Consider the following 14,278-nt stretch of genomic DNA (forward strand, 5'->3'; position numbering starts at 1 on the left):
ACGCCTCCATCACAAGTATTTGCTGCCCCGTCGCAGCTCTTATGGCGAGCCTAGTCCTTTGCCCTACGCCATGCTGTGGAAGAAAAGACAGAGGATTTGGCCTTTTGCTGGGCGGGTGCACAAACCAGCTCACGGACGGCGCGCCGCAGGGCAGAATCAGGTGCAGCCTCCAGAAGGAGCGACCCTGCCAGCAAAGCTGCATCTGCTGCTCCCGGGTCGTATGGCAGGAACTTTTTGAGCTCGAATGCGGGGCCGAACCTTTCCCATGCATCCCGCAGTTGCCGCTCAGGGCTTCTGCCCACTGAGGAGGCCCGTACTTTGTTCATAACAACGGTGGGGGACGCCTGCGGCACAGCAGCTTCGAGTTCCGCCAGGCCGCGTACGAGCCGCGGTACTCCGACGGGGTCAGCGGCACCCACGGCAAAGACCGTATCTGCCAGCTCAAGCGGTCTCAAGGTGGCTGCGTTGCGGCGGGGAGCCATGGTGTCAAAGCTCAACTCCTCGTCAGCTTCGAGGCAGAACCCGGTGTCGACCACCACGACGTCGGCGTGTTGGCGGGCCCGTTCGAGGACCAGGGCAAGGGCCGGCGCGCGAAGCTCGGTCCACCGGTCCGGCCGGGTTATGCCGGTCAGGACCAGAAAGGTTCCTGACCTGGTGGCCACAGGAGTGGCAATCCGGGCCAGAGCGGCAGCATCGAGGGTTCCCTGGTCCGCCTGCCTGCACGCCTGCGCAAGCCCCGCCGATTCATCCATCAGGCCCAGCACGGCGGCGATGCTTGCCCCGTAACTGTCCGCGTCCACAAGTAGTACTTTCTTGCCGTCCGCCGCCATCTCCCCGGCGATATTGGCAGCAATGGTAGTGCGGCCCGGAGCCCCTGCCGGCCCCCAGACAGCAATGATCCGTCCCGTACCCGGAGTCTCTGGAGACGGCGGTTCTGCCGGTGTGACCTTCAGCGCCGCGCCGGGATCTGCCAGCGAACTCCGTCCGGTCCCGTGTGCCCCGGCTCCGGTCAACTGGTCCACCGCGTCCGCAATGCGGGCCGACAGTTCGGCGGAGTCCACCGCCGTCAGTGCGGAAGACACTCCAATCTTCCGAAGCCTGGCCGCTTCATCCTCGTTGTCAGTCAGCGCGATAATCGCGACTCCCACCGCCCCCAGCCTGTCCACCAGCGACGCGGTGAGCCCTTCCGATCCCTCGGCGATGACGGCAGCCCGGGCAAGTCCGCTCTGGCATGCGGCGAGGAGTTCCGGCAGTTCGGCGCACCGCCTCACAACCGTGACAGGGCCGTGCAGGCGTTCCAGTCCGCCCACCAGATCGTCACGGCTCTGGCCGACGGTCACGACCGGGATGTTCATCGGGTTCCGCCGCCCGGATTCCAGACAACGGAGATCTTTGCGTTATTGGCCTGCGCTCCGAGCAGGGCCGGCATCCGGTCATCCTCTACAAGGACCATGAGGACTGTGGTCTTGGTGGACCCCAGGGCGGTGGAGCCTTCGGCCACCTCTGCGATCTCGGCGCCGGAAAGGAGGAGCTTTGGCTCGCTGAAACCATTCTTTGCATCGGGCTGGGCCACCCAAACGTCCACCCTGGCACCCTCCACCGCCTGCGACGGAAGCACCTGGTCGATGGCGAGGGCCACCGGCTTACGGTCCAGCTCGTCCACTTCCCCCAGGCTCGCCCGGGGAACAAGCTGGTCCTTACCGATGCGCTGGACGGCAACAACACCCTCCGGAAGGCCAGCGGCAACAGGAATGTAGTGCTGCTCCGTCTCGCCCAGCCGGACCTTGGCCCGTACGACGTTCTCCGGCGTCAACGCCTCACCAACCGCAACGTCGTCCCTCGCCGCATAGACCTCCGTGGTCCGGTCCGCGCTGTTGACTAGGAAAACAACGCCTGCCACCGACACCAGGACCAGGAGGACGCCCAGCAGCAGGCGGGGGTCTTTCCAGGACGGACGCCTGAGGCGTGCAGCGGTGGCAGTCGGATCAGGAACCATGCCGTTTCTCCCGTGATAGCCGGCGCCCCCAGTTGGCCGGACACCTCATTGTTACGGCAAGGACGCCGGAACGAAAGTCATCGACGCAAATAGGGCCAAACTGTGGATAACGACAGCAAACCCGCTCTTGTGATGGCAAGATGGATGCATGCCCAGGTTCCTGACTCTGGCGGACGTCGCCGAGCAACTTCAGATCAACTCGCCGGCCGCGTATGCACTGGTTCGCAGCGGAGAGCTGAAGGCCATCCAGGTGGGCGGCCGCGGCCAGTGGCGGGTTGAAGAAAAGATGCTCGAGCAATACATCGAGGAACGGTACGCCGAGGCCAGCCGGATGATTCAGGAATCCAAGTCCTCAAAGCCAGTTTGATCCGGTCCCTTTATGGAGCTGCTGCTATAGGTCCCTTGCCTGCCGCGCCCGGATGGCAAGGAGTGCGGAAAAGGGAATAGTGGAAACGTGGCTGACGTGGCAGCTGCGGCGCGCCTCGCCGGGCGTGACGGCGGCAAGGTCCAGGTAGTCCTTCCCCACCCTGTCGATTACCCCCTCCATCCGCAGGTTGCCCGCGCTGCTTCCCAGGGTCACCGTCAGTTCGGCCCTGTCCCTGGCAAGGGCACGCAATGCGTTTCCCAGCCCGAGCCCCCGCCGCACCTGTGAAGCCTCTGCGCGCAACGACCTTCCCAAACCTACGAACCGTGCCGCAGCCGAATAGGGAACCAGAACCTGGTGCGGGTCTTCATCCAGCACCAGCGCGTCGGCCCCGGCGTAACTCACCACCCCATGGATGGTATCGCCGCTCATCAGGTGGACCGCAATGCGGCAACCCAAGGCGCCGCGCAGCCTGTCCGCGAAGCCGGCGCTCACCATCTCGATTCTTGAGCGCTCGTTGACCTCGGATTCCAGGGACAGCCTTCCGGATTCGGAGAACTGGCTTTCAATGTCGTCAAAAAGGGCAGCCCAGCGCATCCAGTCAGCCTAGGACCGCGTCCAACCACCGTCAATGGATGTAATTCCTCCTCCAGCATCTAGACAAATAGAAAGATATGAGGTCAAACTAAAGCAGACAAAGCAAACTGCATCAAACTGCATCATCAAAAAGGAATTCGATGACGACGCTGGACTCAAACCGGGGACGGGCTGACGCCGCGATGGCAGCAGGTCTGTTGCTGTTGGGAATCCTGCTTTTCCTGACTGGTGCCGGATTGGCCGGGCAGTGGCAGGCTTCCCTGGCGGGGAACCAGGCTCTCACTATCGAGCAGCTCCTGGGAACCGGTGCAGCCGCTTCCGGGGCAGTCCTGGTGCTGTGGTGGTGTACAGCCTTCAGCTGCGCAGCAGGTGCGCTTGTCCTCGAGCGGACCGGCAAGGCAGAGGCCGCTCGGGCGACACGCAAGATGTCCCCTGGCTTTATGCAGCGTTTGGTGCTTGCGACCGTTTCTTTCCAACTCCTGTCCGGTGCTGCCGCCCATGCGGCAGTTCCGGTGCCCGGCCCAGCATGGGGACCCACACAGGGGCAGGAAGCAACGGCCCCTGCAATCCCGAAAGATGCACAGCCCGTCCGAAGTGAGGACGGGCTGAGTGCCCCAGCCACACCGGGCCCAGAAGTATTTAGGGAACCAGGAAGCGCCACTCAAACTCCGGATGCAGATGCCAGCGGCTACGCGGAAACGGCAGCTGAGGGTTCGGATCCAGCGTCAGCCGCATCGCCCACTGGCCGGGACGGTGTTCCGGTACCCGAAGCAGGTTCTTACCTACCGTCGGCTCCTCCGTCATCCTTCAATCCCGGCTGGCAGCCGTCGGCTCCTGTTGTCGACCCCGGATTGCTTGCCGCGCCTGCCGCCCGTGCTGCTCTCCCGGCCCAGCAGCCGGTCGGCGAGGGGAACGGCGGGGTGGCTGTCCTGTCCGGGGACAGCCTGTGGGACATTGTGTCGGGTTACTTGGGGCCGGGGGCGTCCGATGTGGACATCGCGCTCGAGTGGCCGCGATGGTACGAAGCCAACAAGTCCGTCATCGGCCCGGATCCGGACACCTTGCTCCCGGGACAGGTTCTACTGCCGCCGGCATCTGCATAGCTCCGAACTCCAAACTGGCAGGCTCCGGGCCGGCCGGGATCAGCCCAAAGAACAGAATGAGGGGAAAACAATGTCCGCAGTTACGCCGATCCGGGCTGCCCAAAAGCGATCATCCACTACACCAGGAACACTCCGGGCAACCGGTCAGGAAGGGCGCCAGCGGCAGCCGGTGCAGCCTCGAAGCGGCATTGCAGGGAACGCCTCTCAGCCCGTGCTGAGGTCTGCGGATCCGGCCGCGGAAGTGAGTGCCATCACCCGCGGCACCATCCAGGCTGCGATGGAGGTGCTGGCCGGGATCCGTCCCGTCCATCAGCTCGCGCGCCGTCTGGATCCCCGGTGCCTGGCCAATCTGCAACACCGCGCAGCTCTGATCAGGCGGGAGTTCGTCCGTACAGGCAACCCGGCATTGGCACGGCTGCACCGGAATTCAACTGTGCGCTCGGTCCGGGTCTGCGAAGTGGCTGACGGCATCTTCGAAGCCAGCGCAGTGGTGGTCGATGACGTCCGTGCCCGCGCCGTCGCGGTCCGCTTGGAACGCGCCAAGCAGGTTTGGCGGGTGACCGAACTTGTCATCGGCTGACTATGGAAAACAGGCAGGTCCGAACCGCGGTCCGGACCTGCCTGCGGCAGCCGGCTGGCAGTCTCGCCAGCCGTCCTGTCAGCGCTTCTTCTTCTTCGCCGGGCGCCGGGCCGCGTCCTGGGCAGCGGCCTTTGCCGGGTTTCCGGATCGCCCGGAAGAGCGGGTCTCCACCTTCGTCTGGGTCCCGCCGGTTTCGCTGGGCGCGGTGTACTGCAGCTGTGCCGGCCTCTCCGGAGCTTCCAGCCCGGCCGCTTTGACCTGCGGTTCCACGTGCTCGGTGTGCCCGCCGGCAGCATCCGGTACCACTACGTCCTGGGCCGGTGTGACTTCCACTTCCAGGTTGTAAAGGAATCCGACGCTTTCCTCGCGGATGGCTTCCATCATGCTCTGGAACAGGGCAAAGCCTTCACGCTGGTATTCCACCAGCGGGTCGCGTTGCGCCATGGCCCGCAGGCCAATGCCTTCCTTGAGGTAGTCCATCTCGTAAAGATGTTCCTGCCACTTGCGGCCAATGACGGACAGGATCACGCGGCGCTCCAGCTCGCGCATGCTTTCCGGGCCGATGGCTTCCTCCCGGGCCTGGTACACAAGGCGGGCGTCAGACAGCACTTCCTCCTTGAGCAACTCAACCGTGAGCCGGGACTTGCCGCCGGCTTCCTCGATGATGTCCTCGGCAGTCACGCTCACCGGGTACAGCGTCTTGAGGTTGGTCCACAACTGATGGAAGTCCCAGTCGTCGCCTGTGCCCTCGGCCGTGGCGTCATCGATCAAAGCGGTGATGGTGTCCTCGATAAAGAACTGCACTTTCTCGTGCAGGTCGTCACCTTCGAGAATCCGCCGCCGGTCGCTGTAGATGGCCTCGCGCTGGCGGTTCAGGACGTCGTCGTACTTCAGGACGTTTTTGCGCTGCTCGGCATTGCGCCCCTCCACCTGCCCCTGGGCGGAGGCGATGGCCCGCGACACGAGCTTGGATTCCAAGGCGACGTCATCCGGGACAGAGCTGTTCATGAGGCGCTCGGCGGCACCGGAGTTGAACAGCCGCATCAGGTCATCCGTCAACGACAGGTAGAACCGGGACTCACCGGGGTCACCCTGGCGGCCGGAACGGCCGCGCAACTGGTTATCGATGCGGCGGGATTCATGCCGCTCGGTACCCAGCACGTAGAGGCCACCCAGGTTCAGGACTTCCTCATGCTCGTCCTTGACCGACTGCTTTGCTGCCTCGAGGGCGGCAGGCCACGCGGACTCGTACTCCTCGGAGTTCTCCTCCGGGTCAAGGCCGCGCTTGGCAAGTTCGGCAACTGCTGTGAACTCGGCGTTGCCACCCAGCATGATGTCGGTACCGCGGCCAGCCATGTTGGTGGCTACAGTGACGGCGCCCTTCCGGCCGGCCTGGGCAACAATCGCAGCTTCACGGGCGTGGTTCTTGGCGTTCAGCACTTCGTGCCGGATGCCTTCCTTGGCCAGCAGCCGTGAAAGGTACTCGCTCTTTTCCACGCTGGTGGTGCCAACCAGGACGGGCTGGCCCTTTTCGTGGCGTTCGGCGATGTCCCGGACGACGGCGTCAAACTTGACGGTCTCGTTCTTGAACACCAGGTCCGGCTGGTCGATCCGCTGCATGTCGCGGTTGGTAGGAATCGGCACGACGCCCAGTTTGTAGGTGCTCATGAACTCGGCAGCTTCAGTTTCAGCGGTGCCGGTCATGCCCGAAAGCTTGCCGTACATGCGGAAGTAGTTCTGGAGCGTCACCGTAGCCAGGGTCTGGTTCTCGGCCTTGATCTCGACGCCTTCCTTGGCCTCGATCGCCTGGTGCATGCCCTCGTTGTAGCGGCGGCCGGCCAGGATACGCCCGGTGTGCTCGTCGACGATCAGGACTTCGCCGTCCAGGATGACGTAATCCTTGTCCCGCTTGAACAGTTCCTTGGCCTTGATGGCGTTATTGAGGAATCCGATCAGCGGCGTGTTCGCGGATTCGTACAAGTTCTGGATGCCAAGGTAGTCCTCGACCTTCTCGATGCCGCTTTCCAGGACGCCCACGGTGCGCTTCTTCTCGTCAACCTCGTAGTCCTTTTCCGGCTGGAGCCGCAGGACCACCTTGGCGAACTCGCTGTACCAGCGGTTGGTGTCACCCTGGGCCGGACCGGAGATGATGAGCGGCGTGCGGGCTTCGTCGATGAGGATGGAGTCGACCTCGTCGACGATCGCGAAGTTGTGCCCGCGCTGGACCAGTTCGTTACGGTCCCAGGCCATGTTGTCGCGGAGGTAGTCGAAACCGAACTCGTTGTTGGTTCCGTAGGTGATATCGGCAGCGTATTGCTGGCGCCGCACCGCAGGATCCTGGTTGGAGAGGATGCAGCCACTGGTCAGGCCGAGAAACCGGTACACACGGCCCATGAGGTCGGACTGGTATTCGGCGAGGTAGTCGTTGACGGTGACCACATGGACACCCTTGCCGGTGAGGGCGTTCAGGTAGGCGGGAGCGGTTGCCACCAGGGTCTTGCCTTCACCGGTCTTCATTTCGGCAATGTTGCCGAGGTGGAGGGCCGCGCCGCCCATCAGCTGGACGTCAAAGTGACGCATCCCCAGGGTCCGCGACGAGGCCTCGCGCACCGCGGCGAAGGCTTCCGGAAGGAGGTCGTCGAGTTTTTCGCCGTCCTGGTGCCGTTCGCGGAGCCGGTCCGTTTCTTCCCGCAGTTCGGCATCGGTGAAGGTCTTAAAGGAGTCTTCGAGTGCATTGATGGAGTCGGCATAGTTCCGCAGTTGCCGCAGGGTTTTTTTGTCACCCGTACGGAGTAGTTTTTCGATAAGTGATGCCACGTGAAAATGCTCCCAGTCTCATGCCGCCGAATTCTGGCGTTTTTAGTCTACGGGAGAGGTGCCGGTTTCCCTGAGAGCGGATCCGCACCTATAACATAGCCACAGCACGTGCCAGTTCCGGGGCAAGGTCCCCGGCCGGGTGCACCTGCACCTCCTGCAGCCCCAGCCACCGGGCCATCAGGAGCAGTTCAGAGGCTAGTTCGACGGCGGTGTCCGACGGAGCCTCCGGCTCGCCAAAGGCAGCCCTCGCCAGCAGCCTCCCGGCTGCGCGGTCAGCCTTCAGGTCGACCCGCGCGACGATCCTGTCCCTCAGCAGGAACGGCAGGACGTAATAGCCGTAGCGCCGCTTATGTTCCGGCGTATAGATCTCAAGGCGGTAGTGGAAGCCGAACAACTCCTCAAGCCGCCGGCGTTCGAACACCAATGAATCGAACGGACTCAGCAGGGCCCGTCCCACGGCACTGCGGGGCAGGACCGAATCGACATGCCGGTAAAGGTCCCGTTCCCAGCCTGCCACTTTCACCGGTTCCAGCCTGCCCAGCCGCACCAGGTGCTCTACCGAGCGTGCCGTTGCTTTTGCGGGCGTGCGGAAGTAGTCGGCGAAACACCGTACGCTTCCGATGCCGTGCGCCTGCGCAGCCGCTTCCGTCAGCCGGTGCAACGCCCCTTCCGGGTCACCATCGTGGCCGTCGAGGTTCGGCAGCACCCTGCCGGTGAGAGTGTACTTACGCTCAAACTGCTCCGTCCGGGAGGCAGCGGAAACTGTGCCTTCCTCAAAGAGATGCTCAAGGACCCGTTTCACCGCGTTCCAGTTCCAGCCCCAGTTGTCCCGTTGCCTTTCCTCGACGTGGCCGATTCTCGCTGTAAGTTCGGAGGCTGTCAGGGGACGGCTGCGAGCAAGGGTTTCGAGTATTTTGGCAGCGACGGCGGCACGCTGGCCGGGATCCATCCGCCCTGCACCGACCCAGGCGCGTTTCTGCCACAGCAGCAGGTCCTGGTAATGATCGGGCCGGATGTAGCTCGCCTCGTGGGCCCAGTACTCCACCATGCGCCGCGGGTGTGTCCCGGCCATCCGTTGCAGGATGCTCCGGTCGTAGTTGCCGAGGCGCGAAAAGAAGGGCAGGAAGTGGCTGCGCGAGAGGACATTCACGGAATCAATCTGGACGAGCTGGATCCGGGCAAAGGTGCGGCCCACCGTCCGTGACGTCACGGGGCCGGCGGGCCGTCCTTTGTGGAGTCCCTGTGCTGCCAAGGCGATCCGCCGTGCCTGGTCCAGGCTCAGCGGTGCTGACACATCAGTCCTCCCCGGCGGCTGCTGCCACCTCAGGCGTTGGCGGGGGCATCATCCGAGCGGTAGGCAAGGACCTTCTCTTCAATCACCGTGTCCCCGGGTTCGCATTCGTGGTCAAGGGTAATGACGCCGTACGTCCAGCCGCGGCGCCGGTAGACCACCGAAGGGGTGTTGGTCGCTTTATCCACGAAAAGGTAGAAATCGTGGCCGACGAGCTCCATGTTGTCAACGGCATCGTCCAGGGAAAGCGAAGCGGCGGGAAATACTTTGCGCCGGATGAGGACCGGTGAATCACCGGCGGGAATGTCGTTGTCCACGTCGTACGGGGACTTTTCAGCAGGCGGGGCGGCAGTGTCGTTCCGGTGGCTCGCCTCGACGTACAGCGGCTCGTGGGCACTTGCGGGCTCAAGCGTGGCCGTCGCTTCACGGACGGCCTTCGGGGTGTGCCGGCCGTGATGGACCTTCTTGCGGTCCTTGGCGCGGCGCAGGCGTTCAAGCAATTTATTGTAGGCAAGGTCAAACGCCGCAAATTTGTCAGCGGCACTGGCTTCGGCACGGATCACAGGTCCACGGCCCAGTACTGTTACCTCAACGGTCAGCTGGTCGCCGGTCTGCCGGGCATTGGTCTCCTTGGAAACCTTGGCATCCACACGCTGGACCTTGTCTCCCAGCGATTCGATTTTAGAGATTTTCTCCCCGGCATATTCGCGGAACCGGTCTGAGACTGTCAGATTTCGTCCGCTGATCTTAAACTCCATGGTGCCCTCCAAATGACTTCGGTGACACGACGGCGGCGCTTCGCTGGGCCGAGCTGTTTGACAGTCGAGCCCCTTTCCGAGCCGCCATCGACAGGTACCGTCGGTTCCTGGTACCCACCACCGACGTTAGTTCATAGCCATCCGTTATTCATCCTTTCCTGGTTTATTTTTTTCTAAGTCAGGTTGCTTCCACTGGCTGCCGGGAGGCATGGCTGCCGGCTGCCGCATCGGGCGGGCGGGTCGCCGCGAGGACCACCGCGCCGGCCACGATAGCCCCTGCCTGGTGGAGCGCGCGGGCCGCCTCCGCCAGTGTGGAACCAGTGGTGAGGACGTCGTCGACAATGATGCAGCGGCGTCCCGTAAGCCTCCCTTCCGCCCGCCGTCGGACCTTCATTGAGCCCCGCACCCGCTTGGCACGCGCACCCCGGTCAAGGCCTTTTTGCCCGCCCGGCAACGCCACGCCTGCCTGTCCCTTCTTCATCAGGACGTCCAGGGGTTGGACGCCCGGCAGCTGCCGGGCCGCCTCCGCCAGGAGCAGCTGGACGGGGCTGAATCCGCGGCGCATGTATGCCGCCGAACTCGTGGGAACAGGGATGAGGCAAGCCGTCTCCCCCTCCCCCGCTGCCGCGCGGACGGCACCGGCGAGCGCACGGCCAAGGCTGGCGCGGATCCGGTGCTGGCCGTGCCGTTTAAAGGACAGCAGCGCCTGGGCAAGCTCCTCCCGGTAGACGCCGGCAGCCACCACGGGCAGCAGGACCCTTCCGCCGATGTCCATCAGCACCGGAGCTCCGCTTTCGGCACGGAAAGGGGCTTTGGTCAGGCGCCTGATCCGACGGTCACACGCGTGGCACAGGGCAGAGTCTTCCGCACCGCAGCACACACAGTCCACCGGTACGGCCAGGGCCAACAGCTCGGCAGCCGCACCCGCCAACTGGTCCACCAGGCAAAGCACCCTGCTTTGGTGATGCAAGCGGTGCCTGGCTGCCCGTTGCGGAGGTGGAAAGAGGTCAGGGTCAACGCGGAAGCCACCGTGAGGCAGCGGTCGGATGGTTTTGCTGCTCATGCCCCCACCCTGGGTGCCGGCAGCGGCGAACACCAGCAGGTTTTCCCTGCATGTGGATACCGCCAGGCAAACTCACCATCACCCGGGACCCAGGCCAACGCCGGGCGGCTCGCTGCTTATCCGGGGAAGGCCGGATCGATGGGCCCCTTGATCTGCGGAGACCAGCCGTTGCCGAGGCGCTGGAAGACGCCCTCAGCGGACTGTCCGTAAATTTCCTCTGCCCCGTTCCCTGCGCTGAGCGCCACCAGCCCGGGCCATGGTGCGAGCTGCTGGGGCTGTCCGGAGGTCAGGGACAACAGTTCCGGCGTGACGTTGGAGGACGCCGAGCCCTTCATCACGGCAACCGTGGTGTCACTGACCCAGACACCCTGGTCCGGGTTGCTGTCGGTAGCCAGCGTGACGGGCGCCGTAAGCTCCCGGGGTGTCCCGTCTCCACCGCGGATGATGCCCGCTACCTGGACCCGTGTCTTACCGTTCTGTTCGGAAATGACCAGTGCGCGGACCCCCTCGCGGGACAGCCGGAACTCCTTGACCGTCCGGCCTGCCAGCCAGGCAGGCGCAAGGGTCACGGACGGAACGGAAGCCCCCTCTGCCACCCCTGCGGGACGGTACGCAACCACTTCGGTGTCGCCGTTCGCCCCGGGGCCGGCGGTCCAGACCCAGTCGTTGAGCCCGAACGACGGGCGGCTCAGGGTGCCCCGTGTGGTGAGGGTCCGCGCCGGCTGTCCCGGGGTAATGCTGTACAGCGTGGTTCTGCCCTCATTGAGGAACGCTGCGGTCTGCGATACGGGCGATTCGGCGGGAAGCCGCGGATTCAGGGCGGATACCGGCTGCATGTCCGGAAGCGGCGACACCCTGTTGTTTTCGTATCTCACCAACTCGTTTCCGCTGACCGCGATCTGGCGGGACGGCACGCTCTTGTCCTGCACAGGCGGGAGCACTGAGCCGTCGTCTTCCACCCGCACCAGGTCCTGGTTGGCGCGCAGTTCGACGTTGACGACGTCGGGCTGGCTACGGAACGTCAGCGTCAGCTGCATCTGCATCCGAAGGCGGTCTTCGGGCGAGGTTTCCATCAGTTCCTTGGCCGTCAAGTCCACCTGGGCGGCGCCGGAAACAACAGGGACCGATTCGCGGGCCAGCTTGATTCCCGAGGGGAAGGCACTCGCCACGGCGCCCCGCAGGTAGGGAGCAGGTCCGGCGAGCAGCGCACTGGTCATGGCCTTCACCGTCTTGTTCCTGATGAACCACCGGACATCCGGAACGGCGAACGTGAAGGTTGGATCGTAGAAATAGATGGGATAGGCCCCGTAGATCACCTTGAAGGTTTCCTCGGCGATGGCGGTGCCGTCCGGTATCGCCGAGATCCGCCATTCCCCGTCCACCTGGGTGACGGTCACCGGAATATTTTCGATGGTTCCTTCGGGTGACTGCGTGGCGATGCCGTCGGCGTCCACCGTGTACGCGACATCGAGCTCGTAGTTGTAGACGTTCTCGGTGTCGGTGGCCACCACCCGCGCATTCCGGTAGACCAGTGCACGCTGGTCCGGCTTCCAGGACACGGCGGAGGCCTGCGTCAGGTACTGCCGTGCAACCGCGTAGTCGTCCTCGTAGCCGCTGCCTGCACGGTAGAAGTAGTCGATGATGGTTTCCGGTGACGCCCCGGGTTGCGGGGCGGCCGGCAGGAACACCGGAGCACTGAGGTTCCCGGCGCTGCCTTCGCTGCTTTTCCCTACGGGCCCGGAAGTGGGGATGCGGGCGCAGCCGGCCAGGACGAGCAGGAGGGCCAGGAGGAAGGCTGTGGCGCCCCCCGGGCGCCGGCGCATCAGGGCGTCTCCTTCGACGTCGGCACCGGAGCCAGCCGCGCTGCTCCGGTTTCAAGGACCAGCATGCTGCGGTTGTCCCCTTCCCGTGGGATGTTGCGCGGTTCGCCGGGGAACATCACATCGTCCGGCTCGAGCTGCACCGGAGACTTGTCGATGCCCCCGCCCTGGCGCAGCGGAAGGGTGAGCCGGAAGTTGGCACCGCTGCCCTTCCTGCCCCAGGCCTGAAGCCAGCCGTTGTGCAGCTTGGTGTCTTCCATCGCGATGGACAGGCCCAGGCCGCTGCCGCCGGTGGTTCGCGCGCGGGCCGGGTCTGCACGCCAGAACCTGTCGAAGACCCGGGCGGCCTCGGCCGGTTCCATGCCGATGCCCTGGTCGCGGACGGCAATGCCGACGGCGGTTTGGCTGGCTGCCACAGTGACGGTCACGGGCTTCCCCTCGCCGTGTTCAACGGCATTGAGGATCAGGTTGCGCAGGATCCGGTCAATGCGCCGGGCATCCATTTCGACGATGATTGCACCTGCCGGTGCGCTCAGGACGATCTCGGACCCGTACTCGGCCGCGACCGGGGCGGCCCCTTCGATGACGTGGGCAACCACCTGCAGGATATCCTCGGGCTCGGCGTCCAGGACGGCTACGCCCGCGTCGAACCGGGAGATTTCCAGCAGGTCGGACAGCAGCGACTGGAAGCGCTCCACCTGGTTGTACAGCAGTTCGGCGGAACGCTTGTTGATGGGATCGAACTCGTCCCGGGCGTCATAAAGAACCTCTGCCGCCATCCGCACCGTTGTCAGCGGCGTCCGCAGTTCGTGGGAAACGTCCGACACGAAGCGCTGCTGCATCTGCGACAAGGTGGCCAGCTGGGTGATCTGTTCCTGCAGGCTGGCGGCCATGTGATTAAAGGACGCGCCCAGGCGCGCCACCTCGTCTTCGCCGCGGACCACCATCCGCTCCTGCAGCTGGCCGGCCGCAAGCTTCTCGGAGACCATGGCCGCGTGGCTGACGGGGCTGACCACATTGCGGGTGACATACCAGGCGACCGCACCGATCAGCAGCACCAGCACCGCGCCGCCGGCCCACAGCACGCTCTGGATCTCGTCCAGGGTCTGCTGCGCGGTGTTCAGGTCGTAAATCAGGTAGAGCTCGTAGACCGTGCCGTTGAAGGTGACTTTGTTGCCGACGGCGATGCCGGGCCGGTCCTCGGTGCCCACCGGAATGACGGTGGAAGCCCAGTACTGGTCCTTGCCGGACTCCTGCACGGCTTTCCTCAGTTCCGGCGGAATGACGCTCACGGTCAACTGGTCGGAGGCGCGGGATTCCACCCACCGGTTTCTTGGTTTGGTCTGCTCGGGCATGGCTTCGAACACGTAGCGGCGCTGGATGACGGAACCACGGCCTTCCACCGCGTTCAGCGTGTCGTAAACGAGGGTGATAACACTTGACTGGTCAGTGACCTGGGCGCCATCGAACGTGTCCTGGACCTGCTTCACGTTGTAGCGTGTCTCGGACTCCGCCTGGGCGAGGCGCTCCTGGAAAAGGTTGTGGGCAATCTGGTGCGAGAGGTATGCGCCGACCACCGCGAACGAGGTAACGGCCAGCAGCAAGGTAGTGAGTACGGTACGGAACTGCAGGGACCGGCGCCACCGCCGCTGCAGTGCCCGCCCGATGTAGCGCAGCGCCGGAAGGAAACGCCGGAATCCCATGCGCACCAGCCGTGCCACGCGGAGGGTGACGATCAGGGCGCGGCGCTGCCAGATCCTTGCCAGGAAGGTCAGGCGCCGGAAGGTGGCCGCCGTTCCCTGGGTGCCGTCGGCACCAGGGCGACCGGCAGCCCCGCCATCCGGGGCACCGGGCAACTGAGGTCCGGGCGCCGGAACCTGCGGACCGTT

11 protein-coding genes are annotated in these 14,278 nt (G+C 64.6%); 2 read left to right on the forward strand and 9 right to left on the reverse strand.

All coding sequences use genetic code 11. The features are described 5' to 3' along the window. Nucleotides 1-50: 50 nt before the first annotated feature. A complete protein-coding gene (locus ACLH0K_RS11475; protein WP_411373727.1) occupies nucleotides 51-1,355 on the reverse strand; it encodes a CpaE family protein in 1,305 nt (434 codons plus the stop codon). Continuing rightward, complete coding sequence (locus ACLH0K_RS11480; RefSeq protein WP_411373728.1) at nucleotides 1,352-1,996, reverse strand: hypothetical protein; 645 nt, start codon at nucleotides 1,994-1,996, stop codon at nucleotides 1,352-1,354. Before ACLH0K_RS11480 ends, ACLH0K_RS11475 begins: the two co-directional genes overlap by 4 nt. 148 nt (nucleotides 1,997-2,144) lie before the next feature. Between ACLH0K_RS11480 and ACLH0K_RS11485 the strand changes: the two genes are divergently transcribed. Beyond that, nucleotides 2,145-2,363, forward strand: a complete 219-nt coding sequence (locus ACLH0K_RS11485; RefSeq protein WP_411373729.1) for a helix-turn-helix domain-containing protein — start codon at nucleotides 2,145-2,147, stop codon at nucleotides 2,361-2,363. A gap of 24 nt (nucleotides 2,364-2,387) precedes the next feature. Here the strand turns inward: ACLH0K_RS11485 and ACLH0K_RS11490 are convergent, their stop codons facing one another. Beyond that, nucleotides 2,388-2,957, reverse strand: a complete 570-nt coding sequence (locus ACLH0K_RS11490) for a hypothetical protein (protein ID WP_411373730.1) — start codon at nucleotides 2,955-2,957, stop codon at nucleotides 2,388-2,390. Nucleotides 2,958-4,301: 1,344 nt separating this feature from the next. Between ACLH0K_RS11490 and ACLH0K_RS11495 the strand changes: the two genes are divergently transcribed. Next, nucleotides 4,302-4,640 carry an Rv3235 family protein gene (locus tag ACLH0K_RS11495; RefSeq protein WP_411373731.1) on the forward strand — a complete coding sequence of 113 codons (339 nt, stop codon included), beginning with the start codon at nucleotides 4,302-4,304 and terminating at the stop codon, nucleotides 4,638-4,640. Nucleotides 4,641-4,718: 78 nt separating this feature from the next. Here the strand turns inward: ACLH0K_RS11495 and secA are convergent, their stop codons facing one another. The 6 genes from secA to mtrB form a co-directional block, all read right to left on the reverse strand. After that, a complete protein-coding gene (gene secA / locus ACLH0K_RS11500) occupies nucleotides 4,719-7,457 on the reverse strand; it encodes a preprotein translocase subunit SecA (RefSeq protein ID WP_411373732.1) in 2,739 nt (912 codons plus the stop codon). Between the two features lie 88 nt (nucleotides 7,458-7,545). Further along, nucleotides 7,546-8,751 carry a winged helix-turn-helix domain-containing protein gene (locus tag ACLH0K_RS11505; protein WP_411373733.1) on the reverse strand — a complete coding sequence of 402 codons (1,206 nt, stop codon included), beginning with the start codon at nucleotides 8,749-8,751 and terminating at the stop codon, nucleotides 7,546-7,548. A gap of 29 nt (nucleotides 8,752-8,780) precedes the next feature. Next, nucleotides 8,781-9,506 (reverse strand): ribosome hibernation-promoting factor, HPF/YfiA family, encoded by a 726-nt coding sequence (hpf, locus tag ACLH0K_RS11510; protein ID WP_411373734.1) that lies wholly within the window; start codon nucleotides 9,504-9,506, stop codon nucleotides 8,781-8,783. 178 nt (nucleotides 9,507-9,684) lie between these two features. Next, complete coding sequence (locus ACLH0K_RS11515; RefSeq protein ID WP_411373735.1) at nucleotides 9,685-10,281, reverse strand: ComF family protein; 597 nt, start codon at nucleotides 10,279-10,281, stop codon at nucleotides 9,685-9,687. A gap of 404 nt (nucleotides 10,282-10,685) precedes the next feature. After that, on the reverse strand, nucleotides 10,686-12,392 hold the full coding sequence (locus ACLH0K_RS11520) for an LpqB family beta-propeller domain-containing protein (protein ID WP_411373736.1): 1,707 nt from the start codon (nucleotides 12,390-12,392) through the stop codon (nucleotides 10,686-10,688). After that, nucleotides 12,392-14,245 carry an MtrAB system histidine kinase MtrB gene (mtrB, locus tag ACLH0K_RS11525; RefSeq protein WP_411373737.1) on the reverse strand — a complete coding sequence of 618 codons (1,854 nt, stop codon included), beginning with the start codon at nucleotides 14,243-14,245 and terminating at the stop codon, nucleotides 12,392-12,394. Before mtrB ends, ACLH0K_RS11520 begins: the two co-directional genes overlap by 1 nt. Between the last annotated feature and the right edge of the window lie 33 nt (nucleotides 14,246-14,278).

Origin of the sequence: Arthrobacter sp. MPF02 (assembly GCF_046605375.1) — a bacterium.
Lineage (GTDB): Bacteria > Actinomycetota > Actinomycetes > Actinomycetales > Micrococcaceae > Arthrobacter.

Coding starts and splice junctions, on each gene's coding strand:
- ACLH0K_RS11515 (WP_411373735.1), bottom strand. CDS start 10,281: ATGGACATCGGCGGAAGGGTCCTGCTGCCCGTGGTGGCTGCCGGCGTC.
- ACLH0K_RS11485 (WP_411373729.1), top strand. CDS start 2,145: ATGCCCAGGTTCCTGACTCTGGCGGACGTCGCCGAGCAACTTCAGATC.
- ACLH0K_RS11520 (WP_411373736.1), bottom strand. CDS start 12,392: ATGCGCCGGCGCCCGGGGGGCGCCACAGCCTTCCTCCTGGCCCTCCTG.
- hpf (WP_411373734.1), bottom strand. CDS start 9,506: ATGGAGTTTAAGATCAGCGGACGAAATCTGACAGTCTCAGACCGGTTC.
- ACLH0K_RS11490 (WP_411373730.1), bottom strand. CDS start 2,957: ATGCGCTGGGCTGCCCTTTTTGACGACATTGAAAGCCAGTTCTCCGAA.
- ACLH0K_RS11480 (WP_411373728.1), bottom strand. CDS start 1,996: ATGGTTCCTGATCCGACTGCCACCGCTGCACGCCTCAGGCGTCCGTCC.
- ACLH0K_RS11475 (WP_411373727.1), bottom strand. CDS start 1,355: ATGAACATCCCGGTCGTGACCGTCGGCCAGAGCCGTGACGATCTGGTG.